The following is a 25,601-nucleotide window of genomic DNA, read 5'->3' as shown; positions in this document are numbered from 1 at the left end:
CCGCATTGTGCCAAATGTATACCCGGACAGAACCAACTGAAACATGCAAAAGCGCAGGTCGCTCCGATGAACCAGGCTTCTCACCCGGTTCCGGGATGATTCGACGAATCAGCGGGCGAGGACGGCCTTCATGGCCCGCGCCAGGTACCACGGATCGACGACGGCAGTGAGCTCACGCGCCGAATGCATCGACAAAATTGGTACCCCGACGTCCACGGTGCGGATACCCAGACGCGTCGCCGAGATCGGTCCGATAGTGGAGCCGCACGGCAATGTGTTGTTGGAGACGAACTCCTGGGTGGGCACTCCGGCTGTCGCGCAAGCCGCATTCCACGCGGCCGCGCCGTGCGCGTCCGTGGCGTACCGCTGGTTCGCGTTGATCTTGAGGATCGGACCGCCGCCGGCCACCGGGTGGTTGGCCGGGTCGTGCCGCTCGGGATAGTTCGGGTGCACTGCATGTCCGACGTCGGACGAGACGTGCAGCGAGGCCGCGAACGCCCGCGCCCGCTCCTCCGCGGTGGCGCCCAGCGAGGTGGCGATGCGGACCAGCACGTCCTCGAGGAACGGCCCGGCCGCGCCCGAGCGGGACGCGCTGCCGATCTCCTCGTGGTCGAAGGCCGCGAACATCTCGACGCCTCTCGAGGTCCCGGCGTCCGCCGCCCGGGCGAGGAGCGCCGTCAGGCCCGCGTGGGCGGACAGCAGGTTGTCCAGCCGGGCCGAGGCGAACAGCGCCTGGTCCGCACCGAAGGCGCGGGCCGGCTGGGTGTCGGCCAGGACGACGTCGTACCCGCCGATCGACGCCGGGTCGATGCCGGCGTCCGCCGCGAGCGCCGCCAGGATATCGGCGCTCTGCGCGTCCCCGAGCCCCCAGACGGGCTGCGTGTGGCGCTGCTTGTCGAGGGTGAGGCCGTGGTCGTTGACGCCGCGGTCCAGGTGGATCGCGAGCTGGGGGATGCGCAGCATCGGGCCGGTGCGCACGAGGTGCTCGGTGCCGTCGTGCGTGACGATCCGGCCGGCCAGCTCGAGCTCGCGGTCGAGCCAGGAGTTGAGCAGCGGCCCGCCGTAGACCTCGACCCCGGCCTGCCACCAGCCGCCCGCGCCGCGTGTCGTCGGCTTCGGCTTCAGCTTGAAGCCCGTGGAGTCGGTGTGGGCGCCGACGATCGTGAAGGGTGTGGTGGGGCCGGCGGCGTCGGGCACGTTGAAGGCGATGACCGAACCGTCGCGGACCACTGCGTACCGCCCGCCCGGGGTGATCGCCCAGGCGGCGTCCTCCACCAGCCGGGTGAAGCCGGCCGCCTCCGCGCGCCGGGCCACCTCCTCGGCCGCGTGGTACGACGACGGCGCGGCCGCTATGAACGCGCCCAGGGCCTCGGCGTGGGCGCGGGCCTCCTCGGGGACGGCGGAGGCTGCGGTCTGGGCTGGGAAGGTCTGGGCGGTCACCCGGCCATTATGTCCGGCGGTTCCTCAGCCGTCGAAGGTGTCAGATGCTCAGGTCACGCGGGGTGACCTGAGCATCTGACACGTTCGGGGTCGGTCGGGGTCAGTCTGCGTCTGTACCGGCGGGTGTTGCCGACTCGAGGGAGATCCAGAAGTGCATGGCGTCGTCGGGCACTTCCGGCACCCGGATGTCGATGGCCCCCCTTTCGCCTGCGGAGACCTCGACCTGCGCCACGGTCTCTTCGCCGTCGCAGGTGATCTGAGTCGTCGCGAGCACCTCGCCGGTGGACGGCAGCACCAGCTCGATCGGAAGCGGAGTCCCGGGCGCCGAACCGACGCAGTAGCCGATGATCCGCAGCGCGGTGTTCCACCAGTAGCGGTGCTGGGTCATCTCCGCGTGGACCCAACCCGTGGCGCGCTCCATCTCGAACCGCGAGACCTGGCCCGCGAGCGGCTCCGGGAACTCCATGGTCGTCCAGTCGTCACCGACCTCGACCGGGCTGTGCGCGCCGTCGGCGTCGATGCGAACCGGCACCGGCTCGCTCACCACCGTCCACCAGTCGTCCGAGACGAACTGCGGGAAGGCGACCACCCGCACTTCGTAGTCCCCCTCGGGCAGGGGCGACGCGAAGACCGGGTCGGCCTCGGCCCCGGTCGGCGAGCAGGTCGACGCCGCTGCGCCGTGGGCCTCGAGGACTCCCTCCTGGGCAGAACCGAGCAGCGGCGCGTTCCCGGTATCACCCGCCGGACCGAACACGTCTGGCCCCAGGTCCACGACCCTGCCGTCCTGGCTCCACACCAGGGCGACGGAAGACCTGAGCACGCCGCCCAGTCCCTCCTCGATCGCCGCCGCCATCCCCCACGACGTCGACTGTTCGTCGCCGAGCTCCTCCGCCCGGGCGTAGATGTCACCGGCCGGCGCCACCGACCAGCCCGGCGCCGTGGACTCCAGGTCGGCCACCGGCATGCCGCACGTCAGGTCGCTCCAGCCGAGCCAGGGCGGCTGGTAGCCGTCCTGGAGCTGGAAGTCCGGCGTGGTCGAGGGCGAGGGCGCGGGCGCGGCTGGCAGCGCGTCGGACTGGTCGGGCGGCGCGAGCTGCGTCGCCCCGAGCGCCAGCACGGCGACGAGCGCCAGCGCGCCCCCGCCGAGCCCACCCAGCTTCGCCGTCCGGCGGAACCGCACCCGCCTGTGCATGATCGGCATGGCCGCCGCGGGACCGGTGGGCGACTCGGCGTCCACCCCGCCGGCCATCGCGCCGAGCGTCTCCGCCAGGAGACCCGTCTCAGCGGGGTCCACCCAGCCGTGGTTCGGGTCCCGGGCATCATCGTGCTGGTTCATCGGGGAGCTCCTTTCATCACGGCCGCCCCGGCCGGTTCGAGCACATCGCGCAGAGTGCGCAGCGCGTCATGCAGGTAGCGCTTGACGGTCCCCGGCGCGATGCCGAGCTCGTTCGCCACCTGCTCGATAGTCATGTCCTCCAGGTAGCGCAGCACCACGCATGCCCGCTGCCGGGGCATGAGCCGGGTGAGCGCATGCACCACGTCCGCCCGGGCAGTGATGCCCGAGTCGGGGAACCGCAGCCGGTCGTCCGAGGCGACCCTCGGCACGATCTCGGCCCAGCGCTTCTTGCGGCGCCATCCGTCGAGGTACAGGTTCAGCACCGTGCGCCGCACATACGCCTCCGCGAACTCGACGGGGGTGTGCCCGCCGTCGGTCCCATCGAGCGGGACCGTATGCATGCCCGACGCCGCCGGACCGCGCCGACCTCCCGTTCGCCCGCCGGGTCGCACCAGGCGGGAGCAGTACTTGACGAGCGCTTCCTGCACCAGGTCCTCGGCCTGCCGGACATCGCCACAGAGCGTGTACGCATAACCGACCAACACACTGCCGCGCTGCGCGGCGAGCGTCTCCAGGTCTTCGTGCCAGCCCATATCCAGCTCCTTCCTGCCAACTTGACCGTACCGACGAACCACCCGACCAAAAGGTTGGGGTACCTGGTTGTGGGCGCGATCGTTGCGCCTAAGACGGGCGCTTCGTCGCAACGGTCACGCCCACAACCAAGGAGGGCTGTGTTTGGGGGCAGCGCGCGGGTCAGGATGGGTGCATGGCCGACACGGTGGACAACCCTGTGGACAGCCGGGTCGACGACGCCGGGCCAACCACCAGGTCGCCGTACCCGGCACGGTTCCGCGCCGCCGAGGCACGCGGGGCCCGGATCGGGCGCCCACTGCGCCTGTTCGGCGGCGTGCGCGGCGTGGACGAGGCACTCCTGGACCGGATCGGCCACGCCTTCTTCGAGGAGGACGACGCCGGGGCGGCGCTCGCCGCCGCGATGCGGCTGCCGGCCGGAGCGCCGGGGCGGGTGACGCACGCGCAGCTCCGGACGGCGCTCGCCGGTCCGTCGCGCGGGGGGACGGGGCGCAAGATCGGTCCGTTGCACGCTGGCGACGGCGAGATCGGTCCGTTGCACCGAGATCGGTCAATTAATGGACCGATCTCGGTGCAAGGGACCGATCTGGGCGCGGGACCTGAGCAAGGGACCGAACTCGGCGCGCAGGTGCCCGATGCGCTCCGGGGGTTCCTCAGCGAGGTCACCCGCGTGCCCGACTGGGTGGACTGGGACCTCGTCGAGACCGGCGCCGCAGTGCAACGCCGGCTCGGGCAGAACGCGAGCGACGTGCTGCTGCAGCTCTCACTCGTGGGCGGGTACCGGTTCGGCGGGCCCACCGATCTGCTCGTTGCGACCGGCGCGCTGACCGGTGATGCGCTGCGCCGGCTCGCCGAGACCCAGGAGTGGACGGTCGGGCTGTCCGAGCCCGGAGCGCTCCGGGCCTACGCCCCCGCCTGGCGAGCGACCGTGCACGTCCGGGTGATGCACGCGCTGGTCAGTGCATCGTTCGCGGGCCCGCACGGCGCAAGCCCGTCGTATGACGGCTCGTCCGACGAAAGCCCGTCCGGCGTCCATCAGTCCGGGCCGACCCGCTGGGACGTCGCCCGCTGGGGTCTGCCGATCAACCAGGCTGATCAGGCCGCGACGCTCGGGCTGTTCGACGGCGCCCTGATCCTCGGGTGCCGCGCGCTCGGGGTGCGCATCCCGCCGTCGGACAGCAAAGCCCTGATGCATCTGTGGAAGTGGGTGGGGCACCTGATGGGGGTGCACCCGGACTTCCTGGTCGACGACGAGTGGGCGCGGCACCACATCAACTATCACGTGCTGCTCGCGCAGGCCGGGGTCTCGGCCGCGGGGCCGCGCCTGGCCCAGGCGGTGGTCGCCGCGCAGGCCGACCGGGTCTACCGCGGGCCGTCCTGGTGGCAGCCGTGGCGGGCGCGGTTGGAACGGGAGCGGCTGCTGTCGATGCTCACGGTGTTTCTCGGGGTGCGCAGCATGGGCGAGCTCGGCTTGCCGCTGCGCCCGCCGTGGGCGCACGCGTACCTGCTGCCGCTCAACACGTGGCGGTACCGCGTGCTGGGTCGCACTCGGCGTGGCCGGGAACGGCTCGAACGCTGGGGCCAACGTCGGACCCACGCGATCGTGGCGAGCTACCAGTCAGAACGGCCCTGACATGTCAGACGCTCAGGTCACTTTCGGTGACCTGAGCGTCTGAAAGGTGCGGTCAGGGGATGGTGACCGTGTAGGGGTCGCTGTAGGCGAGCTCCGCGGTGTCGTCGCCGACCAGTGTGTACGGCGCCGCAAACACGACTTCGTACTCACCGGCCGGGAGGGGGGTGGAGAACTCCGGGTGGGGCTGGCCGACATCGGTCCTCTCGCCGCACGTTGAGATGTCGTCGATCCTGTCGGACACGTCAAGCTGCCAGATCTGGTTAGGCGAGGTCTGTTCGTATTGGTCGGTGTTTCCGTCCTCGTCCTCCTCCTCGACGATGTCGCCTCCTTCCCCCAGCCCCCACCAGCCCACGTCCGTTTGGCCCCAGCTGGTGCTCACGAGGCGCCCGTTCTGGAACAGCAGGTACTCCGGGATGCCACCAGTGCGCAGCTGGTACGACTCGCCCGCCACCTCGGTGATGGTGAACCCCGACGTGACCGTCAGGTCCGCCGGCGAGTCGTTCGGCTCCAGCGTGAACCGCACGGGGTCAGTGGGCAGGTCCCCGATCGGCACTCCGCACGCGATCGGTGGAACGTCGAAGAACCAGGACAGGTAGCCCTCCTCGAACGGCTCAAACGGCGGCCAGGCGACATCCGGCGACCCGGTCGCAGTCCCACCGGGCTCCGGGTCAGGTTGGCCGGACGGGGTCCCTGACGGAGTCGTCTCCGGAATGTCCGTCGGCGACGCCGAAGGCGACGGGCTCGCAGTGACCGACGGGCTCGGCGACATGCGCGTCGTCGGGATCTCCGACGGCACCGGCCCCGACTCGGTGCTCTCGATGGTGGGCCGGCCGGGCAGCGGCTCGGACTGGTTCCAGGTGTTGGCCTGCGCCGCGCTGAAGGCGAGGGCGCTGATCACGACCGCCGTGCTCAGCCCGACGGCGCCGGCCTTGGCGATGCGCCAGGTGCGCACGCGGCGGCGCAGGAACCCGAGGTTCTGCTCCGGTGCGCTGGGCAGGCCCACGGGGGTAGCGCCGTCGACCAGCGCACCGATGGTCTGCTTCAGGACGTCGCGGCCAGGGCCGAGGTCGGCGTCGAAGTCGAATTCGTCGTGGTTGCTCACAGGAGGCCTCCTTCCGGCACGAGCACCCCACGCAGAGCGCGGACCCCGTCGGCCAGGTGTCGCTTGATGGTGCCCTGCGAAATGCCGAGCGTCTCGGCGATCTGGGGCACGGTCAGGTCGTCGTAAAAGCGGAGCACGACGCAGGCGCGCTGGCGCGGGCTCAGGCCGCGCAGGGCGACCGTCACATCGGCGCGGGCGGTGATGTCCGACGCCGGGGCCTTCACGCGGTCGTCCACCGCAATCTTGGGCTCGGCCTTGCGCCACAACGCGAAGCGTCGGGTCTCGTCGAGGTAGAGGTTGAGCATCGTCCGCCGCACGTACGCCTCGATGCCGGCGTGGCTCGCGCCCTCGTTCAGGGCGAACTCGGTGTGGCCCTCAGTGCCTGCGGCCTCAGGTCGGCGGAACCGCCGGAATACGCGGACCAGCGCGTCCTGCACCAGGTCTTCCGCCCGGCGCACGTCACCCGTCAGCGCATATCCGTATCCCACGAGGGCGCGCCCTCGGACCGTCACGAGCTCCGTGAGCTCGTCATCCCAGCGGGTGCTCATCATGCGCCCCCGTCCAGCTGTTCTCCGGCCACCCTGTCCATCTCCTCGCCGGGGGCCCTGCGCCCCGCTCGTAGTCCTATACGAGCGGGGCGCAGGAACCGTTGGTGCTCAGACCGAAGTCTCTCAGGTCAGGGGGTGGCGGAGTAGTAGCGCCAGTTTCCGAGCGTATCGATCGCGATCTGCATCCCCGTGTAACCGAACACCTCGTCCGCCCGCTGCGCATCAGCCTCCTCCTGCGTGAGCAGACCCGCGGCCACCACCTCGTCCCACGCCTCGTCCGAGTCGCGGAACTCCTCGGTCACTACGCGCGGCCAGACGATCGTGCCGTTCCCCTGGTCTGCGCCGACCGTGCCGGCCAGCAGGGCGACCAGCGTCCGGTAGTGCACATCGCCCTCGGGCAGGAGGAAGACCTCGTCCGCGGGCTCGGCGGGAATGAGCAGCTCCGTCGGGTACATCGTGGCCAGGCCGACGAGCGCTCCGTTGTCGCAGGCCTGGGCCGCCTCCACGATGGCCCGAGCGGTCGCCCCGGCGCCCTCGTTCGGCGAGTTGGCCGGGTCGTACTCCAGTGGGACGTCGTTGGCAGAGCATTCGCCGGCGGCGTCGCCCACGGCCGTGCTGCCGTCCGGAGCAAGGACGGCCCAGAGCCGCTCGACGCCGTCGGGCACGGCACCCAGCCGGATGTCGAGGACCTCTCCGCCGCCGTCCAGCACCCCGAAGGTCTCGACCGTCTGAGCGCCGTCACAACTGACAAAGCCGGAGCTGAGCACTGCCTGGGTCGACGGCACCACTACCTCGAACGGCACCGTGTCCCCCTCGTCCGCACTCTCGCACGCGGAGATGACCTGTACCGGGTCGGTCGAGTTGTAGTCGCTCCGCGTCAGCTCCGCGGTGACCCAGTCCGTCGTGCGGTCCAGCACGAACCGCGACTGCTCGCCGTCGATCGGCGCCGGCGGCTCGACGGGCGACGGCTCGATCGTCGCGAATCCGCCGCGCATCAAGGTCGGGCTGTGCGCGCCGACGGCGTCCAGGCGGACCGCTACCGGCTCGCTCACCGCCGTCGCCCGCTGACCCGAGGCGACCTCCGGGTACGCGACCACCCGCACCTCGTAGTCCCCCTCGGGCAGGGTCGTCTCGAAGATCGGGTCGGTCTCGGTCTCGGTGGGCGCACACGTCGTCAGCGAGTTGCCCGTGGCCGCCACAGTCGTCCCTGCCGAGCCCTCGTCGCCACCGATGAGCGGCTCGGACTGGGGCCCCGGAGCGCCGAAGACGTTCGAGCCCAGGTCCACCACCACGCCGTCCTGACTCCACACCAGGACCGGGGCGACGCCGAGCGCGCCCTCCCCCTCCTGGACCGTCGCCGCCATGCCCCAGGATGTCGACGGGTCACCCCCGAAGTCCGAGACGGTGGCGTAGATGTCGCCGGCCGATGCGACCGCCCAGCCCGCCGCCGTCGTCTCCAGATCGGCGACCGGCATGCCGCACGTCAGGTCGCTCCACTCGAGCCAGGACGGCTGGTACCCGTCTTGGATGACGCTCGTCGCCGGCGGCCCCGACGGGGATGGCGCGGCCTCTGGGCCCACGCTCGCGTAGGCCTCGACGTCGCCCGACACACCCGGGAGCGCCGAGTTCCTGTCCAGCAGCGGTATCTGCGTGGCACCGAGGGCGAGCACGCCCACCACCACGAGGCTCGCGCCGGTTACGCCACTGATCTTGGCCGCGCGCCGGCGTCGCACGCGGTCCCGCACCACTCCGAATGAGATATGCAGGTCGTCCACCTCCGCACCGGGCATCTCGTCGGCAGCTCCATGGAGCGCGCCGCTCAGGAAGTTGCTTTCGTCGTCCCAACCTTCGTTCGGGTCAGTTCGGTTCATCGGGCGGCCCTCCCTTCGGCAGGTCGGAAGTCGTCGGGGCGCAGGAACTCCTGCAGGTTCTTGGTGGCATCAGACAGGTACCGCTTGACAGTTCCCTGGGCGGTGCCCAGGGACTCGGCGATCTGCGGCACCGTCATGTCCTCGAAGTAGCGCAGGACGACGCAGGCCCGTTCGCGGGCACCGAGCTGCGCGAGCGCCGCCATCACGTCGACGCGCGCCGACGCGGCCAGGTCGGCCCCGCGCGCGCTGGGGTCGTCGGCCAGGAGGTGCTTGATCCCGGTCCAGCGCTGCCGCTTGCGGTAGCCGTCCAGGTAGATGGTGAGGATCGCGCGCCGCACGTAGCCCTCCGCGTTCGTGAACGGGGACTCGAGGTCGTGCGCACGGCTTCCCTCAGCGACACCCACCTTGCCGCCCCTGCTCGGTAAACCACGAAGGCGCGAGTAGACCTTCACCAGCGCGTCCTGGACCAGGTCCTCGGCGAGCGCGCGGTCCCCGGAGAGCATGTAGGCATAGCGGACGAGCGCGCTCCCGCGTACCCGCATGAGCTCATCGAGCTCGTTCTCCCATACCGCCATGGCCACCACCCCGGTGCGTTTGTGCTGTCATCGTCTCCACAACCACCAGGACGCGCCGGGTGAGGGTTTCGTTGGGCGCGTCCTGGTGGTCTGACCTGCTCACTGAGCGATCGTGCGGGTTCCTGCCTCCACGGCCAGGTACTGCGGCTCACCGTCCGAACCGGGATCGATCTCCGCGAACGCGTACAGCACGTAGTCGCCGGCCGGGAGCCCGGCCTCGGGGTTGGTCAGGCAGGTCGTGTCGGGTTCGACCGGCACGACGACGCGGGTGTCGCCCCTCGGTTCGAGCTGCAGCTCCTCGGTTGGCTCGGACCAGACGTCGTGGCCCAACCCGACCACCCGCCCCGTGCTGCTCATCCAGACCAGGTTGAACGGCGTGCGCGTCGTGCTGATGGCCTCGCCGTCCATCTCGGTGAGCGTGATCCACGCCACGCCGTCGGGAGCGACGTCGTCGGACGGCGTACCCTCCAGGCCCGGTAGCTGCCACGCCGCGCGAGGGCCGCCCGGGATGTCCGACGCGTGGGCGCCGCAGGCCAGGGTCGTGCCCGCCAGCCACTCCGGCTGATAGCCGTCGCGGAAGTCGGCGCTCAGCGGCTCCTCCGCCGGTACCTCGAGCTCGGGGACCTCCATGGTGACGGGTTCGCTCACGGCCATGGCGTCGGTGCCTTCGAAATCGGTCCAGGGCAGCACCGCGTACACGTCGTAGGTGCCCGCCGGGCGGGCCTCCAGGTAGGTCTCGAAGACCATGCCGGTCGTCCAGTTGCCGCAGGCCGTGGTCGGGTCGGCGTCCACGGTGTCGGTGGCGGACTCGCCAGGATCGGGCAGCACGTATCCGCCCTCGTTCCAGCCTGAGCCGAGGTCGACCACCTGGCCGTTCTGCGCGAAGACCAGCCGGGGATATCCCCCGTCGAGCGCCGGCCCCTCGGCGCCGTCCCTGGTGATCCGGACGGGTGCGGTCAGGCCGTACTCCCCGGCCTCGACGTCACCGGTCAGCTCAAGCTGGATGACGTCAGAGGTCGACGTCAGGTCCGTGACCTCCATGCCGCACTGGTACTTCTCGCCCTGGTCGAGCCACTGGTTGGGCGTAAAATCTGCGCCGACGTTCTGCGTCGACACGTCCTGCTCAGCCGGCAGCACCGGCTCCGACAGGAGCCGCGCCGGCCCCCACAGGGCCGCCATCGCAAGCAGGCCCGCCAGGACCAGCGTGGCCCCACCGAGGGCGCCGACCTTGGCCGCACGACGGCGGCGCACCGAACCCGACACCGCACCGAGCCGCTCCTCCAGCGAGGTCTCCATCTCCGGCACCGTGATCTCCGCGAGCGATCCGCGCAGCAGCTCCATCGCGTTGGACAGGTGCCGCTTGATGGTGCCGGGGCTCGTACCGAGGGTCTGCGCGATCTGCGGCACCGTCATGTCCTCGAAGAACCGCAGCACCACCGACTCGCGCTGCCGCGGGGAAAGCTGGGCCAGCGCCACACCGACGTCGACCTTGGCCGTCGCGACGCGCTCCGCCGCGGGTGCGCGGTCCTCGTCGGCCAGCAGGTGCTTGATGCCGGTCCAGTTCTTCTGCCGCCGGAAGCGGTCCAGGTAGATGGTCAGCATCGTCCGGCGCACGTAGGCCTCCGCGTTCGTCAGCCGCGGCTGATCCTGGTCCAGGTCGAGCTGACCGCCGTCGTCGTCCATCCCCCGCGGACGCCGCAGGCGCGAGAAGACCTTGACCAGCGCGTCCTGCACCAGGTCCTCGGCCTGCGCCCGATCCCGCGTCAGCGTGTACGCGTACCCCACCAGTGCGCGGCTGCGCCGCGCCATGAGCTCCTCGAGCTCGTTCTCCCACTGCGCCATCGTGACGCCCCCTCTCGCTCTCATCCTCCCTGACGGGCGAGAAGGGGCGAACGATGATGGCTGCGGCGAGAAAGTTCACCGAACGCACGGGCCTGGGCTAGACGCAGTCCGGACCAGCGTCGGGGAGGGGGCACCACTCGGTGTCGCCCTCCAAGAAGGTGGACCAGTTCGGTATCTCCATGGAGGTCTGGAGCTCGATCCTCAGCCGCCGGTGTACTTCCCGGCGGCACGATCGACGGCGGCCTGCTCCGCGCTGACGGCCCCCGCATCGACTGCCTCCTGCCATGCGGCCTCGCTCTTGACGAAGGTGGTCACCCGCGGCCAGGTCCCGGAACTATCGCGGTCGAACCCGGCGTCCGTGTTGACCGGCTGGGTCTCGGTCAGGAGCCGCGCGATCGTCGCGTAGGGGGTGCGGCCACCGGACTCCGGGAGCGCAAAGATCTCGTCGACCGACAGGTCTTCGTTCTCGTGTGCCGGCACCGTCCCCAGATTGCCGCCGGCCAGCTCCAGGACCAGCCGCTCGTCGCAGGTGGTAACCGCCTCGAGGAGCCGCGCGGCCATATCCCGCACCCCGTCCGGGGATCCCAGCGCAACGAGGTCCCGCCCGGCGTACGCGGCCCCGCTGCAGTCGTCCGACGGTGGCGGGAACTCCGGCCGCGGCGCCCCGCCGCTGTCGAGGTCGACGGTGACCGGGTCGCTGACCAGGAAGGCGTCCCTGTTGTCGACGTCGTTCACGGCGGGGTCGGCAACAAGCGCGATCAGCTCGTACCGCCCGCCGGCACGTTCGTTGTCGTAGACGTGCGCGGGATATTCATCCGGATCCACCAGCGTGTCCTGCACCAGGTCCTCAGCCTGCGCCTTGTTGCGACACAACGAGTACGCATAACCGACCAGCGCCCCACCACGTCGCGTCGCCAGCTCCGTGAGTTCTGCCTCCCAGTGCGCCATCAAAACGCCTCCTCTCCCTGCCTCATGCTCCCTGACGGGCGGGAACGAGAAAGCGATGCAGGCGACCACGAAACTAGTTCGCGGTCACCAGATGATGAGCTGGGGACGTTGCCCCTACGGAGATGAAGATCCATTCCGGCACAGCCGAGGCACGGGCCCGGGCTAGGCGCAGCCCGGATCAGCGCCGGGAGCGGTGCACCACTCGGCGTCGCCCTCGAAGTACGCGGACCAGTGCGGTGGCTCCCCGTAGTACTGGACGTCGATCGTCAGCTGCCACCCCGTGTACTTCCCGGCAGCACGATCGACAACTGCCTGCTCCGCACTGATGGCCCCCGCATCTACCGCTTCCTGCCATGCCGCCTGGTTCGTGAGGGAGATTGCCACCCGGGGCCACGTCCTGGACGTGCCACGGTCCGAGCTGACCTGCTGGGTCTCCGTCAGGAGCCGCGCGATCGTCGCGTAGGGGATGCGGCCACCAGACTCCGGGAGCGCAAAGGTCTCGTCGGCCGACAGGTCTTCGTTCTCGTTCGGCGGCGCCGTCACCAGACTGTTGCCGGCCAGCGCCAGGACCAGCCGCTCGTCGCAGGTGGTGACCGCCTCCAGCAGCCGTGCGGCCACGGCTCGCACGTCCTCAGGTGCGCCCGGCGCGACGAGGTCCCGCCCGGCGTACTCGGCTCCGCTGCAATCGTCGGACGGCGTCGCGAACTCCGGCGAAGGTGCCACGCCACTGTCCAGGTCGACGTTCACCGGGTCACTGACCAGGAAGGGATAGGGGTCCCCGTGGTCGTTGTCGGTCACGGAGGGGTCGCTGACAATCGCGATCAGCTCGTATTGCCCTCCCGCACGTTCGTTGTCGTAGTGGCTGGCAGGATCGTTCGGCGGACCAACCAGCGTGTCCGCACGGCAGGACGATGCGTTGTCTGCGGACGCGAGCCCTGTCCAGGTACCGTGCTCGAGGAGCGCCGGGGGAGCCTCGCTGTTGGCGGCCTCCGCCCACCACGTCGGAAGGTCGACGATCCTGCCCTCGTAAGCCCAGACGATCAGCGGAAAGGCCATATAGTCCACAGGTCCGGCGAAGGTGCCGTCCGGCACCTCGCCGGAGATCGTCACCGGCAGGTTCCAGACCGAGGTCAGCCCGTTCGAGTCTGCCACCAGGTCGCCGCTGATCTCGATGTCGAAGTTGCCGGTGTCCAATGCCTCCAGGTCCTCGACCGGCATACCGCAATAGACGCCGAGGTCGATCGGCCAGCCGAGAGGCACGTATCCCGGCGTGTACTCGATCCTGTCGTCCGCCGGCAGTGGCTCCGACCGGATCCACGGCCGGACCGCGAACGCGCCCCACACGAGTGCAATCGCCAGCACCATCGACACGCCTGCCACGGCACCCACCTTCGCCGCCCGACGACGACGCACCGCACCCGCCATCGTGTCCAGCCGCCCCTCCAGGTCCGTCTCCACGGCAGGCACCGAGATCTCCGCGAGCGAGCTACGCAACAGGTCGATCGCATTCGACAGGTACCGCTTGATCGTGCCCGGCCGGGTCCCCAGAGCCACCGCGATCTGCGGCACCGTCATGTCCTCGAAGAACCGCAGCACCACCGCCTCACGCTGCCGCGGAGAAAGCTGAGCAAGAGCCACCCCGACATCGACCCGCGCGGTAGCGACCCGGTCCGCGCCAGGTGACCACTCGTCGTCGGCCAATAGGTGTTGGAGACCGGACCAACTACCCTGCCGCCGGTAACCGTCCAGATAGATCGTCAGGATGGCACGCCGGACGTACGCCTCAGCGTTCGTCAGCCGAGGCTGATCCAGGTCGACGACCTGCCGCTCGCCGTCGACCATCCCGGGCTGGCGGCGCAGGCGGGAGTAGACCTTGACCAGCGCGTCCTGCACCAGGTCCTCGGCCTGCGCCCTGTTGCGGCACAACGAGTACGCGTACCCGACCAGCGCCCCACCACGTCGCGTCGCCAGCTCCGTGAGCTCCGTCTCCCACTGCGCCATCAAAAACGCCTCCTCTGCCTGCCTCATGCTCCCTGACGGGCGGGAACGGGAAAACGATGCAGGCAACCGCGAGAAAATTCGGGAGCGTCAGTCGCTGCCCTCGTAGAACGCCCCCCAGCGGGCCCCAGGCATCTCACCGCCGAAAGAGATCTGCAGCCGCCACCCCGTGTAGGTCCCCTCAGCACGGTCTGCTGCGGCCTGCTCCTCGGTGACCACCCCGGCGTCGATCGCCTCCTGCCATGCCGCGTCGTTCTCGACCCCTTGAGACACCGCCGGCCAGACAAGCTGGGAGGACCCCGGCACGGCCAGGGCGCCCGGCTCGGTCTCAGTCAGGAGCCGCGCGACCATCGCGTACGGCATTCTTCCGTCGGTCTCCGGCAATCCGAAGACCTCGTTGATCCCCGGCGTGAGCCAGGGGGAACGAGGCAGCGTCATGATGCCTTGACCGAGCTCGGCGACCTGCCGCGGGTCACAGGTGGTGACAGCTTCGAGGAGCTCCGCTGCGAGAGCTCTCACCTCGTCCGGAAGGTCCTGGGCCTTCACCTCCCGGCCCGCGTAGGCGGCCCCGCTGCAGTCGTCCGACGGCGCGGGGAAGGCTGGTAGCGGGGCGGCGCCGCTGTCCAGGTCCACGGTGATCGGGTCGCTGATCGCGAGGGTGAACCCGTTGTCCTCGTATGTTCTGTGCCCAGAGATCCACCGCCGCCGCCCGCAGCTCGTACCGTGCGCCTTGCCGCTCGTTGACGTATTCCCCGAAGCCCTCCTGCACGAATGTCTCCGCTCGGCACGACGTCGAGTTCTCCGCTCTCGCCGTCCCGCTCCAGGTCCCCGCCTCTACCAGCTCGGGCGCCGCGTCACCCCCACTCCACCCGGTACCGACGAAGTCGACCACCCGACCGTCATGAATCCACAGGATGAACGGGTCGGTGATGAACGTCGCGCCCTCCTGGTCCGGCTCCTCGGGCGCACCGTCGGGCAGGGTGCCGGAGATCGTGACAGGGAGCTCCCAGTGGGAGTCCGTACCGTCGACGATCGGCGTGAGATCGCCAGCTATCTCGACGTCGTAGGTCCCGGGGTCCATGGCGTAGAGCTCCTCGACCGGCATCCCGCAGTAGAGCTCGTTGTAGCGCCCGTCTTCGCTCTGCCAGCCCGCCGGCACGTATCCCGGCGTGTAGTCGACCCGCTCGTCCGCAGGCAGCGGCTCCGACCGGATCCATGGCCTGACGGCGAACGCGCCCCACGCGAGCGCAACGGCCAGCACCATCGACACCCCGGCCACGGCGCCCACCTTCGCCGTCCGACGACGGCGCACCGCACCGGCCATCGTGTCCAGCCGCTCGTCGAGATCGGTGTCCATCGCGGGCACCGAGACCTCGGCCAGGGCCTGGCGCAGCACCGCCGTCGCGTCGAAGAGGTGCCGCTTGATGGTGCCCTGGCTCGTGCCGAGGGCGGCCGCGATCTGCGGCACCGTGAGGTCGTCAAAGAAGCGCATCATCACCGCTTCGCGCTGCCGGGGCGAGAGCTGCTTCAGCGCGACGCCGACATCGACGCGCGCGGTGGCGACGCGGTCTGCGGCCGGTGCGTATGCGTCGTCGGCCAGCAGGTGCTTGAGTCCGGACCAGTGGTTCCGGCGCCGGTATCCGTCCAGGTAGATCGTGAGGATCGCGCGCCGCACGTAGCCCTCGGCGTTGGACGACTGGGGCCGGTCCAGGTCGAACCCCGACTGCCCGACCGACGGCGGACGCCGCAGGCGGGAGTACACCTTGACCAGCGCGTCCTGCACCAGGTCCTCGGCCTGCGACTTGTCCCGCGTCAACGAGTACGCGTACCCGACCAGCGCACCGCTGCGCCGCATCACGAGCTCGTTGAGCTCCGTCTCCCACTGCGCCATGTCGACGCTCCTCTCGTCCCGCCGCCTGTAACGGTCGGGAGGCACAGAACGTTGAGTCCGGACCGTGAAGCCCGATTGATCCAGGGCGGATCGCCGAACCTGGTCAGCCCTTGCTCTCGTCCCATTCGGCGACGAGCTCACGTGCAGTCTGCTCGAGCCCGTCGAGCTCGTTCGTGACCGTCGCCTCGAGTACTTCGACGTTGACGCCGAAGTACTCGTGAGCCAGGACATTGCGCATACCGGTGGTCTTCGGCCAAGCGCTGCCGAACGCCTCGGCGACCCTGCCGTTCCCGGCCGAGTCGGCTGCCTTCAACGCATCGATCGCGGACGCCAGCTGCATTGCGACTGCGTCCTGCAACAGCGGGTCGTCGAAATCCAGTCCCCGATCCAGGTGATCCCGGAGTGTCGCGATGTGGTCCAGGGCCCGGCGAACGTGCCAGGCCGGCGTCCTGCGCGCAGCGGCGTTCACAGGGGCACCGCCTCGCGCGCGGCCTCACGAACGACGTCGGGGATCAGTGCCCCGGCGTCCGCCACGTCGACCTTGGCGCCAAGCAGGTCCGTGGCCGCAACTACAAACGCCGCCAGGTCGCCCAGGCCACGTCCGTGCGCGACATCGACCAGGATGTCGATGTCGGAGTCGGGGCCGTCGTCCCCTCGTGCGACGGAGCCGAACAACCGTGGGTGCAACAACCCGTACCGCCCAGCGAGGGCAACCAACTCTTTACGGTGCGCTGCGACAGCCCAGCCCAGCCTTGAGCGCGGCCGGAATCCGTGACGTGTCGTCGCGCTGAGCATCATGCGTAGACCCGGAACGACAGGCGACGACTCGTCGAACGAGACCAGCGAGCGGCGCCCTGCCTGTCGGGTCGTCAGGACGCCCGCCTTTGTGAGCGCGCGGACCTCACGGGACACCGACGATGTGGGCTCGCCGGTAGCGCGTGCGATCTCGGCCGACGAGAGCGGCCGGTCCGACCGAAAGATCGCGCGCAGCACCGACTCCTGGAGGGCGGAGCGGAAGATCGGGACCGTCTGCGACATACCCAGATCCTATCGCTCATCTGGTGAGCGATACAACCGGGTCGTTGTAACGACCTCAGGCCAGCTCGATGCGGTAGCCGCGTTTGACCACCGTGCGGATCAGGTCGCGGCGGCCGGCCGCCTCGCGCAGGCGGGCGATCGCTACCTCCGCGGCGTGCGTGTCCTGGGAGTCGCCCGGCAGCGCGGCCAGCACCTGGTCGCGGGGCACGACGTCGCCCTCGGCGGCGGCGAGCAGGCGCAGCACCGTGACGCCGGTCGGCGACAGCGGCAGCACCTTCCCGTCCAGCACCGCCACGCGCGCGCGGATCACCAGCGACCCGGCAACGGTGCCCAGCGCAACGGAGTCGATGTGCTCGTAGTGCCCCACCAGCGCACGGACGAGCGCGCCGAGCCGGCCCCGCTCGGGCTGCAGGGGCACGATCCCCCGGTGCTCCAGGGGCTTGGCGGTGATCGGCCCGACGGCGGCCGCGACCGTCCCGCCGTCGACGAACCGGGCGCGCACCCGGTCCAGCAGGCCCTCCGCCTCCACGGCCTGCACCCAGGCGTAGGAACCGGGCGCGGACGTGAACACGACGGCGTCGATCTCACCGTCGGCCACCGCGTAGACGGAGTCGCGTACCGCCTGCGGGTCCGGCGCCGGGCCCCACCGGTAGACGACGAGGCTCGCCACCTGCGCGCCCGCCTTCTCGAACACCTCGTCGAGCCCGTCGGCACCGGCGCCGTGGTGCTGGATGGCGATTCGTAGCCCCTGCACACCCTCGCTGAGCAGCACCTCCGCCACCTCGGCGGAGGTCTCGGACTCGGCGACCCAGTCCGCCTGCAGACCCGCGGCCTGGATCGCGCCGCGGGCCTTGGGGCCGCGGGCGACGAGCCGGGTCTCCCCCAGCAGGTCAAGAAGCGGCTCGGCGAGCCCGTGCGCGTCGGCGGCCTCGATCCAGGCGCGGAAGCCGATCCCGGTGGTGACCACCACGACGTCGGGCGGGGCGGAGACGATGGCGCGGGTCGCGGCGATCAGCGTCTCGTCGTCGACGTGCGGGATCATGCTGAGCACCGGCGCGTGCCGGATCGTAGCGCCGCGCCGCTCCAGGGCGGCGGCAAGCTCGCTGGCCCGGCGCTCCGCCGTGACGAGCACCGTCGCTCCGGCCATGACCTGACCCAGTGTCGGGTGAGTCGCGTGGGCGTGGGCGGGCGCCGCGACGTCAGACACCGGCACCTGCCAGACGTCGCTCACTTGTACCCTCCAGAAGCCCAGCAGCTGCCACTCGGCCGATGACGACGACCGCGGGCGAACGCACACCGCGGGCCGCTGCCACTTCGGCCGCCGCCTCGAGGCGGGCCCGCGTGACACGCTGCTCCGGCATGGAACCGTTCTCCACGATCGCCACGGGAGTTCCGGGATCGGCGCCTGCGGCCAGGGACTGCGCCACTATCGCGCCGAGGGACCGCACCCCCATCAGTACAACAAGGGTAGCCGTGGCATCCCGTACGCAGGCCAGAGCGGCCGCATCGAGCGGCCCTTTTGTATCAGACGTGGGGGTGACCTTTGGATCTGCCGACCCAGGGGCGCAGTGGCCCGAGACCACGTGGAACCCCGTCGTGACCCCGCGATGGGTGAGCGGTATCCCGGCCAGCCCCGGCACGGCGACGGCGGACGTCACGCCCGGCACCACCTCGACCGGCACGCCGGCCGCCAGGCACGCGGCGACCTCCTCGCCGCCCCGGCCGAGAACGAACGGGTCGCCGCCCTTGAGCCGCACCACGTGCGCGCCCGCCCGCGCGTGCTCCACGAGCAGCTCGTTGATGCGCTCCTGCGGCACGGGATGACGGCCGGGCTCCTTGCCGACGTCGACCACGCGGACGTGCGGCGGGAGCTCAGCGAGGATCTCGACGGGACCCAGCCGGTCCGCGACCACTACATCGGCCGACTGCAACACCCGCCAGGCCCGGACGGTCAGCAGATCAACAGCCCCGGGCCCACCCCCGACAAGCGTCACCCGCCCCTTCGCTGAGTGCTGGACATTCGCCCCCGCCGAGCCTCCCGGACGGGCGAACACACAGCACTGGGCGGGTTCGGGCGGTGTCATGGGAGGCCCACATGGACCATGCCGTCGCAGAGCCTGACCGGGTAGGTCGCCAGGTCCGAGGGCAGGTTCTCCTTGGGGGTCTTGTCCGCCGTGACCAGGCACTTGCCTGTGACCAGGGAGAACACCTGCTTGTAGACCGGGGCGGCCACCGTGGGCTCCCCGGCCCGCGTACCGACGATGCCCCGCGACAGCACGTGCGCCCCGGAGAACGGGTCGAGGTTCTGGACCGCGTACACCTGACCGGCGTGGACGCCGTAGGCGGCGTCGTCGGGCAGCCGGAAGAGTGCCACCTGGACCGTGCCGAAGAGCGCGGCCGCGCCGCGCTCGGGGAACAGGTCAGTGAGGAGGCAGGCCCGCTCCCAGCGGCCCACGCCCAGGCTGTCAGACGCCCAGGTCTCCCCAGTGATCTGGGCGTCTGACAGGTCGGGGAGGCTCATGCGCGCACCTCCAGCTTGGGGCCCGCGATGACGACGCCGGACGTCGCTCCCGCTGCTCGCTCCGCCGCCGTCGCCGGGCGGCGCTGGCCGCGCTCCTCGACGTAGGCCAGCGACGGGTCGGCGTCCTTGGGGGCGTTGACGAAGGAGGAGAACCGGCGCAGCTTCTCCGGGTCCTCCAGCACGGCCTTCCACTCGTCCTCGTAGTTCTCCACGTGGCGGGCCATGGCGGCGTCGAGGTCAGCGCAGATGCCGAGCGAGTCCTCAATGATCACCTCGCGGACGCCGTCGAGGCCGCCGTCGACCTCCTCGATCCACGGCGCGGTGCGCTGCAGCCGATCGGCGGTGCGCACGTAGTACATGAGGAACCGATCGATGGTGCGCAGCAGCTCCTCGGACGTCAGGTCCTCGGCGAGCAGCTTCGCGTGCCGCGGCGTCTGCCCGCCGTTGCCGCCCACGTACATGTTCCAGCCCTTGTCCGTGGCGATGACGCCCACGTCCTTGCCGCGCGCCTCCGCGCACTCGCGGGCACAGCCCGAGACACCGAGCTTGAGCTTGTGCGGCGAGCGCAGGCCCCGGTAGCGCAGCTCCAGCTCGACGGCCATGCCCACGGAATCCTGCACGCCGTACCGGCACCACGTGGACCCGACGCACGACTTCACGGTACGCAGCGACTTGCCGTAGGCGTGCCCGGACTCGAAGCCGGCGTCGACAAGCCGCCGCCAGATGTCCGGCAGCTGCTCCACGCGCGCGCCGAACATGTCGATGCGCTGACCGCCGGTGATCTTCGTGTACAGCCCGAAGTCCTTGGCAACCTGTCCGACGACGATGAGCCCGTCCGGTGTGACCTCACCGCCGGGCATCCGGGGCACAACTGAGTACGTGCCGTCCTTCTGCAGGTTGGCGAGCATGTGGTCGTTGGTGTCCTGCAGCGTGGACTGCTCGCCGGCCAGGATGTGGCCGTTGCCGAGGCTCGCCAGGATCGAGGCCACCACCGGCTTGCAGATATCGCAGCCCCGGCCCTTGGCGACGCCCGTGCCGTCGGCTGCGACACTCTCGCGCCCGAACCGGCCCACGATGTCGCTGAACGAGTGCAGGTCGGCTACCCGGACAGCGTCGAACAGCTGGGCGCGGGACATCTCGAAGTGCTCGCAGAGCGCGGTGCTGACCTCGATGCCCGCGCGCTCCAGCTCGGTGTCGACGAGCTTCTTGACCAGCGGCAGGCAGGCGCCGCAGGTGGTGCCTGCCCGGGTGCAGGCCTTCACGCCCGGGACGTCGGTGCAGTCGTGCTCGGTGACGGCGCCCCGGATCGTGCCGGCCGAGACGCTGTTGCAGGAGCAGACGTTGGCGTCGTCGGGCAGCTCCAGGCTCGGGGCGCCGCCGCCACCCTCGGGGAGCAGGAATGCGCTCGGGTCCTCGCCGGGCAGCGCCGCGCCGAGCATGGGGCGCAGGCTGGCGTAGGGTCCGGCGTCGCCCACGAAGACACCGCCCAGGAGGGTGCGCGCGTCGTCGGACAGGACAAGCTTCTTGTAGACGCCGGCCACGGGGTCGGCCCAGACCACCTCGACGGCGTCCTCGGTCCGGGCGTGCGCGTCGCCGAACGACGCGACGTCGACGCCGGAGAGCTTGAGCTTGGTCGCGGTGTCCGCGCCGGGGAACTCCGCGAGGCCGCCGAGCAGCCGGTCCACGACCACCTCGGCCATCGTGTTGCCGGGCGCGACCAGGCCGATGCAGCGGCCCTCGATGCAGGCCACCTCGCCCACGGCCCAGATGTTCGGGTCCTCGGTACGGCACGACAGGTCGACGACGGCGCCGCCGCGCTCCCCGATCGGCAGCCCGGCCGCGCGGGCAAGCTCGTCGCGGGGGCGCACGCCCGTGGCCACCACTACGACGTCGACGTCGAGCCGCCCGCCGTCGGCGAAGTCCAGCCGACCGACGTGGCCGGTGCGCCGGTGCGGCTTCATCTGGCTGGTGGCGGTCTCGGTGCGGACTCCGATGCCCTGGCCATTGATAAGGCGCTTCAGCGCCTGGCCACCGCCGAGGTCCACCTGCACGCCCATGAGGTGCGTGCCGAACTCGATCACCGTGGCCTGCGCGTCGAGCGCGGTGAGCGCGCCCGCGGCCTCCAGGCCCAGCAGGCCGCCGCCGATCACGGCCCCGCGGACCGGCTTGCCCTCCGGGTAGGTCTTGCGCTTCTGCTCCACCCAACCGCGCAGCGCCGCGACGTCGTCGATGGTGCGGTACACAAAGACGCCCGGCAGGTCGTTGCCCGGGATGGGCGGCATCGCAGCGCTGGAGCCGGTGGCAAGCACGAGCTCGTCGTAGGCGTGGACGTTGCCCAGGCGGTCGGTGACGGTCTTGGCCTCGCGGTCGATCGATTCGATCTTGCGGTCCGTGTGCAGGGTCACGTGCGGGTCGGCCCACAGGGCCGGGTCACCCAGAGCGATTCCGTCGGGGCCGTCCGCGAACCAGCGGGTCAGGCCCACCCGGTCGTAGGGTGCGCGGGGCTCCTCGGCGAAGACGGTGACGTGGTAGCGACCGGCGTCATCCCGGGCGCGGAGGGCCTCGACGAGCCGCTGCGCGACCATGCCGCCGCCGACCACGACGAGGCGCTGGGGGGTGCCGGAGTTGACCATGTCTTGACCGTATGTCGGCGGCTTTTCGCGCTGGTGCGCCGGTCGTTACCCCGGCCGAAACTCTTCCTCACAGGCCTGATGGGGGGTCGGTGAGTGCGGCATCGTCGCGGGTACTAAGCGCGGATCAGGCTCTGCGCGAAGTGGTCCAGCACACCGAGTATCCCCGGGTGCTGCCAGACCCGGTTGCGACGCAGGCCCGTTCGTTCCTCCAGCACACCGGCGTCGACCAGCTGGCCGAGCGCGTTCTGCGCGCTCTGTGCACCCATACCGACATGGGCGGACAGGTAGCTCGCGTTGAGCACCGGGTGGAAGAGCAGATGCGGGAGCACCTTCCATGCCGAGGCCTGTGGACGAAGGCCGGACATCTGATCACGGGAGCCCTCGAGCTGCGCCGCGAGGTCGTCGATCAGGCGAGCACCCGCCGTCGCAGCGAACCGCGCAGCGGCGGAGAACTGCTCGACGATCGGCCGAGCGTCCCCGTCCCGATAGGCCGAGAGCGTCTGGAAGTACCTGTCGGTGTCCTTCAGCAGGCCTGCCGAGACCGGCGCCGTCGTGCTCGTGACCAGGCGTTTGGCACGGAGCATCGCGTGGACGAGCGCACGGCCTGTCCTGCCGTTCCCGTCCGCGAAGGGGTGGATGTTCTCGAACTGCGCGTGCGCCACTGCTGCCTGCACGACCACGGGAAGATCGTCCCGGCGGACGAAGACCATCAGGTCCTCCATCGCCCCGGGCACGAGTTCTGCCTGCGGACCGACGTGGGATGCACCGCGAGGACTCACGGTGCTCGTACCGATCCACACCAGCTGGTCACGCCACTGGCCGGTGTGCTTCTCCCAACCTCGCTGTCCGGACAACAACGCCCGGTGCATCTCCAGCACCGCCGCCGTGTCGAGACTGTCGGCAAGGTCGAGCGCAGCCTCCATGGCTCGGACGTTCGCGACCACGGTCCGCGCGTTTTCCGACGTCGACTGGTCGATCTCCGCCAGTGCGAGCTGCCGTGCCCCGACGGTCAGGTTCTCGATTTGCGACGACGACGTGGACTCGGTCCGAAGCAGGATGGAACTCATCGGCCCGAGCGACGGGCTCGACTCCCCGAGTACCGCGCGGGCATAGTCGTCGAACCTGCTCAGGGCAGCGGCCGCTTCCTCTGTGTCCGCCGCGAGGTCGGCAGCGACATCGGGTGCCCAGTCAGCAATCCGTGGCGGGACTGTGGACTGGTACGGCCCGGAAGCCTCAGCCATCCGTGCACGGCTGGTCATGCCGTCGGGCTCGGCCTGCCAGTACTCGTCCTCGTGCTGGAACGCAGGAACCTGGAGCATGAGCCCACGCTAATCCAAGTTTCGGCGAAACTTGGATTAAGGACGCGGCTTACTCCAAGTTCCCCGCTCGCCGCTACGGTGGCCGCATGGACATCCGGACCGTGCCCAATCCGCTGGTCCGCGCGGCCGGCCGCTGGCTGCACCGGGTCAACCAGCGGCACCCGTGGAGCCACAACGACCACTTCCATGGCTGGATCCTGCGGCGGCTCCCGGCCCGACGGCGTCGGGCGCTCGACGTCGGCTGCGGCGCCGGGACCCTGCTCGGCCGGCTGCGCGGGAACTTCGACGAGGTGCTGGGCGTGGACGCCGACGCCGCCATGGCCGGTGTTGCTGCCGAGCGGTTCGCCAGCGACCCTTCGGTGACCGTGCGCCACGCCCGGTTCGAGGAGGTCGACGACGCGTTCGACCTGGTCACGATGATCGCGATGCTGCATCATATGCCGCTGGAGCCCGCGCTGCGGCACGCGTCCGAGCTGCTCGAACCGGGCGGCCGGCTGCTCGTCGTCGGCCTGGCGCGGGGTGAGACCGTGACCGACCTTGTCTGGGACGTGGCATCGTCCCTGCTCAACCCGCTGGTCGGGCTGGTCAAGCATCCCCGGCCGGTCACTGTGCCCGCGGACGGCGGCGCCGGGGACGACGACGGCCCAGCGATGCCGGTGCGCGATCCCGCCGATACGTTCGCGGAGATCATCCGGACCGCCCACGAGGTACTGCCGGGCGCGCGGATCCGCCGCCGCCTATTCTTCCGCTACTCCCTGGAGTGGACACGGCCGGTCTGACGACCAAACGCATCACGCGTCCTCATCCCCACTGGGCAAGCAGTTCGTCAGGACCGAGGACGACCGCTCCGGAAGCACGGACCTGATCGTCGACGCCGTTCCGGCTGACGACGACGAGCCCAGTACTGTCCGATGCGCCAGGAACCTGGTTGCGGTGCGCGATCAGCTCCGCGAGTTCCTTGACACCGAACGCCTTGGTTGTCCATTTGATCGAGCCGACGCCGAAGACTTGCTTCGCAACCGGTTCCTTGTCCGCCAAGACCAGATCGACCTCGACCGTATTAGTACGGTTCCAGAAACCTCCGACCGCCAACGTCGTGTCCGTCTGGATGCGCAGGTCCTCGTGAGGCATCCGGGCGATCGACTCCCGGAGCACGGGCTCGATCGCTCGACCACGCCATCGCGTCCATTCGTCGCGGATTCGCTGAAGCACGCGGTCGCCACGACCTCGTTCGATCTCCGCGAGGTGCGGACCCAGGAAGCGGAGCCAGAAGAGGAGATACGGATCATCGATCCGGTATCGCGTATCGGCCGACATCTTGAGAGAGAGTGGGCGCTCTACCGTGACTACCCGCTTCTCCTTGAGCACGTCCAGCGACCTGGTGAGGGATTTGGACTGGAGCCCACCCACCTTCGACCCGATATCACTGAATCGCCGCTGCCCCTGACCGATCGACTCCAGCACTCGGCGGGCCTGCACGTCTCCGGGGAACTCGGCGGCAAGCGAACGCTCAGCACTCACCAGGAGCGACGACGTCGCGTGCGTCAGGGCCGACTTGAGATAGGCCCAGAGATCCAGGCCCTCGTTCCAGTCCCGGCAGATAAGCGGAAGCCCGCCACTCACGAGATAGGCGTCAAACGCATCGCCAGACTCGAGAGACAGCATGTGCCCGACTTCTGCGGGGGTGAGCGGCGGGACCACCATCTCGGTCGCCCTCTGATGGAAGGGCCGGTCGTAGTCGTTGAGCGCCTCCATCATCGCCAAGTCGGAACCGATCCCGATCAGCAGCAAGGGTCGGCGGCTGAACTCACGGTCGAAGTGCCGCTGGAGCACACCCTCGAAGCCCTCGTCGGCCGCTGTCACGTAGGGCAACTCGTCGAGCACGACAATCGCCGGCGTGTCGTTCGGCAAGGCGGCCGCGAGCAACCGAAAGGCATTTTCCCAATTGGACGGTGGGTCCCCTTCAAGCAATGCCGCACCGGGCAGGTTCGAGCGCGAGACATCGTCCGCGAACGCCGCCAGGTCGTCCCGCGTTGAGCGCCCGGACGCCGTAAAGAACACGCTGGGGACGCCTGCGGCATCAACAAACTCCTCAACGAGACGTGACTTGCCGACGCGCCGCCGTCCACGGATCAGGACCGCCCTGCCGGGTCGATCCTTCCCTTCCGTCACCTGATCAAGAAGATTCTGCAGCTCTGCCGTCTGAGCCTTCCGCTCTACGTAGCCGGACACTCACCCTCCCACTTACCGTCATCCACGACAGTGTCATTGATGACACTGTCATGGATGACGGTCTCATGGAGGATGAGACCGCG

The 25,601-nt window shown here is 70.1% G+C and carries 22 protein-coding genes; 2 read left to right on the top strand and 20 right to left on the bottom strand.

Annotated elements, in window-relative coordinates; genetic code table 11:
• Positions 1 to 108: 108 nt before the first annotated feature.
• The 3 genes from AB1046_RS18370 to AB1046_RS18360 form a co-directional block, all read right to left on the bottom strand.
• Positions 109 to 1,440 carry a M18 family aminopeptidase gene (locus tag AB1046_RS18370; RefSeq protein ID WP_369370733.1) on the bottom strand — a complete coding sequence of 444 codons (1,332 nt, stop codon included), beginning with the start codon at positions 1,438 to 1,440 and terminating at the stop codon, positions 109 to 111.
• Positions 1,441 to 1,540: 100 nt separating this feature from the next.
• Positions 1,541 to 2,776, bottom strand: coding sequence for a hypothetical protein (locus AB1046_RS18365; RefSeq protein WP_369370732.1), 1,236 nt, complete (start codon positions 2,774 to 2,776; stop codon positions 1,541 to 1,543).
• Positions 2,773 to 3,369: a sigma-70 family RNA polymerase sigma factor gene (locus AB1046_RS18360; protein ID WP_369370731.1), complete on the bottom strand. Its 597-nt coding sequence runs from the start codon at positions 3,367 to 3,369 to the stop codon at positions 2,773 to 2,775. Before AB1046_RS18360 ends, AB1046_RS18365 begins: the two co-directional genes overlap by 4 nt.
• 173 nt (positions 3,370 to 3,542) lie before the next feature.
• On the opposite strand from AB1046_RS18360, the gene AB1046_RS18355 reads away from it, so the two are divergent.
• Positions 3,543 to 5,000 (top strand): oxygenase MpaB family protein, encoded by a 1,458-nt coding sequence (locus AB1046_RS18355; RefSeq protein WP_369370730.1) that lies wholly within the window; start codon positions 3,543 to 3,545, stop codon positions 4,998 to 5,000.
• 52 nt (positions 5,001 to 5,052) lie between these two features.
• Here AB1046_RS18355 and AB1046_RS18350 read toward each other — a convergent pair whose 3' ends face one another.
• The 16 genes from AB1046_RS18350 to AB1046_RS18275 form a co-directional block, all read right to left on the bottom strand.
• Positions 5,053 to 6,102: a hypothetical protein gene (locus AB1046_RS18350; protein ID WP_369370729.1), complete on the bottom strand. Its 1,050-nt coding sequence runs from the start codon at positions 6,100 to 6,102 to the stop codon at positions 5,053 to 5,055.
• Positions 6,099 to 6,650, bottom strand: a complete 552-nt coding sequence (locus AB1046_RS18345; RefSeq protein WP_369370728.1) for a sigma-70 family RNA polymerase sigma factor — start codon at positions 6,648 to 6,650, stop codon at positions 6,099 to 6,101. Before AB1046_RS18345 ends, AB1046_RS18350 begins: the two co-directional genes overlap by 4 nt.
• Positions 6,651 to 6,778: 128 nt before the next feature.
• The gene (locus AB1046_RS18340) at positions 6,779 to 8,521 is read right to left on the bottom strand and encodes a hypothetical protein (RefSeq protein ID WP_369370727.1); all 1,743 of its coding nucleotides are present in this window, start codon (positions 8,519 to 8,521) and stop codon (positions 6,779 to 6,781) included.
• Positions 8,518 to 9,096: a sigma-70 family RNA polymerase sigma factor gene (locus AB1046_RS18335; protein ID WP_369370726.1), complete on the bottom strand. Its 579-nt coding sequence runs from the start codon at positions 9,094 to 9,096 to the stop codon at positions 8,518 to 8,520. Before AB1046_RS18335 ends, AB1046_RS18340 begins: the two co-directional genes overlap by 4 nt.
• Before the next feature lie 99 nt (positions 9,097 to 9,195).
• Positions 9,196 to 10,938, bottom strand: coding sequence for an RNA polymerase sigma factor (locus tag AB1046_RS18330; protein ID WP_369370725.1), 1,743 nt, complete (start codon positions 10,936 to 10,938; stop codon positions 9,196 to 9,198).
• Between the two features lie 201 nt (positions 10,939 to 11,139).
• Positions 11,140 to 11,886 carry an RNA polymerase sigma factor gene (locus AB1046_RS18325; RefSeq protein ID WP_369370724.1) on the bottom strand — a complete coding sequence of 249 codons (747 nt, stop codon included), beginning with the start codon at positions 11,884 to 11,886 and terminating at the stop codon, positions 11,140 to 11,142.
• Between the two features lie 162 nt (positions 11,887 to 12,048).
• Positions 12,049 to 13,887: an RNA polymerase sigma factor gene (locus tag AB1046_RS18320; RefSeq protein ID WP_369370723.1), complete on the bottom strand. Its 1,839-nt coding sequence runs from the start codon at positions 13,885 to 13,887 to the stop codon at positions 12,049 to 12,051.
• 87 nt (positions 13,888 to 13,974) lie between these two features.
• Positions 13,975 to 14,322 (bottom strand): hypothetical protein, encoded by a 348-nt coding sequence (locus AB1046_RS18315; RefSeq protein ID WP_369370722.1) that lies wholly within the window; start codon positions 14,320 to 14,322, stop codon positions 13,975 to 13,977.
• Positions 14,323 to 14,356: 34 nt separating this feature from the next.
• On the bottom strand, positions 14,357 to 15,775 hold the full coding sequence (locus AB1046_RS18310; protein ID WP_369370721.1) for an RNA polymerase sigma factor: 1,419 nt from the start codon (positions 15,773 to 15,775) through the stop codon (positions 14,357 to 14,359).
• Between the two features lie 103 nt (positions 15,776 to 15,878).
• Positions 15,879 to 16,244 (bottom strand): DUF86 domain-containing protein, encoded by a 366-nt coding sequence (locus AB1046_RS18305; RefSeq protein ID WP_369370720.1) that lies wholly within the window; start codon positions 16,242 to 16,244, stop codon positions 15,879 to 15,881.
• Positions 16,241 to 16,813, bottom strand: coding sequence for a nucleotidyltransferase domain-containing protein (locus tag AB1046_RS18300; RefSeq protein WP_369370719.1), 573 nt, complete (start codon positions 16,811 to 16,813; stop codon positions 16,241 to 16,243). The genes AB1046_RS18305 and AB1046_RS18300 overlap by 4 nt, the downstream gene beginning before the upstream one ends.
• A 55-nt stretch (positions 16,814 to 16,868) precedes the next feature.
• On the bottom strand, positions 16,869 to 18,044 hold the full coding sequence (locus tag AB1046_RS18295; RefSeq protein ID WP_369370718.1) for a uroporphyrinogen-III synthase: 1,176 nt from the start codon (positions 18,042 to 18,044) through the stop codon (positions 16,869 to 16,871).
• Positions 18,013 to 18,807 carry a uroporphyrinogen-III C-methyltransferase gene (gene cobA, locus AB1046_RS18290; protein ID WP_369370717.1) on the bottom strand — a complete coding sequence of 265 codons (795 nt, stop codon included), beginning with the start codon at positions 18,805 to 18,807 and terminating at the stop codon, positions 18,013 to 18,015. The genes AB1046_RS18295 and cobA overlap by 32 nt, the downstream gene beginning before the upstream one ends.
• Before the next feature lie 86 nt (positions 18,808 to 18,893).
• Positions 18,894 to 19,334, bottom strand: a complete 441-nt coding sequence (gene nirD, locus AB1046_RS18285) for a nitrite reductase small subunit NirD (protein WP_369370716.1) — start codon at positions 19,332 to 19,334, stop codon at positions 18,894 to 18,896.
• Positions 19,331 to 21,967 carry a nitrite reductase large subunit NirB gene (gene nirB, locus AB1046_RS18280; protein WP_369370715.1) on the bottom strand — a complete coding sequence of 879 codons (2,637 nt, stop codon included), beginning with the start codon at positions 21,965 to 21,967 and terminating at the stop codon, positions 19,331 to 19,333. Before nirB ends, nirD begins: the two co-directional genes overlap by 4 nt.
• Positions 21,968 to 22,080: 113 nt before the next feature.
• A complete protein-coding gene (locus tag AB1046_RS18275) occupies positions 22,081 to 23,286 on the bottom strand; it encodes a Fic family protein (RefSeq protein WP_369370714.1) in 1,206 nt (401 codons plus the stop codon).
• Positions 23,287 to 23,372: 86 nt separating this feature from the next.
• Between AB1046_RS18275 and AB1046_RS18270 the strand changes: the two genes are divergently transcribed.
• The gene (locus tag AB1046_RS18270) at positions 23,373 to 24,065 is read left to right on the top strand and encodes a class I SAM-dependent methyltransferase (protein WP_369370713.1); all 693 of its coding nucleotides are present in this window, start codon (positions 23,373 to 23,375) and stop codon (positions 24,063 to 24,065) included.
• Between the two features lie 22 nt (positions 24,066 to 24,087).
• Here the strand turns inward: AB1046_RS18270 and AB1046_RS18265 are convergent, their stop codons facing one another.
• The gene (locus tag AB1046_RS18265; RefSeq protein WP_369370712.1) at positions 24,088 to 25,518 is read right to left on the bottom strand and encodes an ATP-binding protein; all 1,431 of its coding nucleotides are present in this window, start codon (positions 25,516 to 25,518) and stop codon (positions 24,088 to 24,090) included.
• Between the last annotated feature and the right edge of the window lie 83 nt (positions 25,519 to 25,601).

The organism is Promicromonospora sp. Populi (assembly GCF_041081105.1).
Classification (GTDB): domain Bacteria; phylum Actinomycetota; class Actinomycetes; order Actinomycetales; family Cellulomonadaceae; genus Promicromonospora.
The sequence above is the reverse complement of the archived record's forward strand: the minus strand, read 5'-3'. Positions and strand labels throughout refer to the sequence as shown.

Bases quoted from the DNA above. Each gene is read 5' to 3' on its own strand.
- AB1046_RS18365 (WP_369370732.1), bottom strand. From the start codon at position 2,776: ATGAACCAGCACGATGATGCCCGGGACCCGAACCACGGCTGGGTGGAC.
- AB1046_RS18360 (WP_369370731.1), bottom strand. From the start codon at position 3,369: ATGGGCTGGCACGAAGACCTGGAGACGCTCGCCGCGCAGCGCGGCAGT.
- AB1046_RS18355 (WP_369370730.1), top strand. From the start codon at position 3,543: ATGGCCGACACGGTGGACAACCCTGTGGACAGCCGGGTCGACGACGCC.
- AB1046_RS18345 (WP_369370728.1), bottom strand. From the start codon at position 6,650: ATGAGCACCCGCTGGGATGACGAGCTCACGGAGCTCGTGACGGTCCGA.
- AB1046_RS18340 (WP_369370727.1), bottom strand. From the start codon at position 8,521: ATGAACCGAACTGACCCGAACGAAGGTTGGGACGACGAAAGCAACTTC.
- AB1046_RS18335 (WP_369370726.1), bottom strand. From the start codon at position 9,096: ATGGCGGTATGGGAGAACGAGCTCGATGAGCTCATGCGGGTACGCGGG.
- AB1046_RS18330 (WP_369370725.1), bottom strand. From the start codon at position 10,938: ATGGCGCAGTGGGAGAACGAGCTCGAGGAGCTCATGGCGCGGCGCAGC.
- AB1046_RS18325 (WP_369370724.1), bottom strand. From the start codon at position 11,886: ATGGCGCACTGGGAGGCAGAACTCACGGAGCTGGCGACGCGACGTGGT.
- AB1046_RS18320 (WP_369370723.1), bottom strand. From the start codon at position 13,887: ATGGCGCAGTGGGAGACGGAGCTCACGGAGCTGGCGACGCGACGTGGT.
- AB1046_RS18315 (WP_369370722.1), bottom strand. From the start codon at position 14,322: ATGACGCTGCCTCGTTCCCCCTGGCTCACGCCGGGGATCAACGAGGTC.
- AB1046_RS18310 (WP_369370721.1), bottom strand. From the start codon at position 15,775: ATGGCGCAGTGGGAGACGGAGCTCAACGAGCTCGTGATGCGGCGCAGC.
- AB1046_RS18300 (WP_369370719.1), bottom strand. From the start codon at position 16,813: ATGTCGCAGACGGTCCCGATCTTCCGCTCCGCCCTCCAGGAGTCGGTG.
- nirD (WP_369370716.1), bottom strand. From the start codon at position 19,334: ATGAGCCTCCCCGACCTGTCAGACGCCCAGATCACTGGGGAGACCTGG.
- nirB (WP_369370715.1), bottom strand. From the start codon at position 21,967: ATGGTCAACTCCGGCACCCCCCAGCGCCTCGTCGTGGTCGGCGGCGGC.
- AB1046_RS18275 (WP_369370714.1), bottom strand. From the start codon at position 23,286: ATGCTCCAGGTTCCTGCGTTCCAGCACGAGGACGAGTACTGGCAGGCC.
- AB1046_RS18270 (WP_369370713.1), top strand. From the start codon at position 23,373: ATGGACATCCGGACCGTGCCCAATCCGCTGGTCCGCGCGGCCGGCCGC.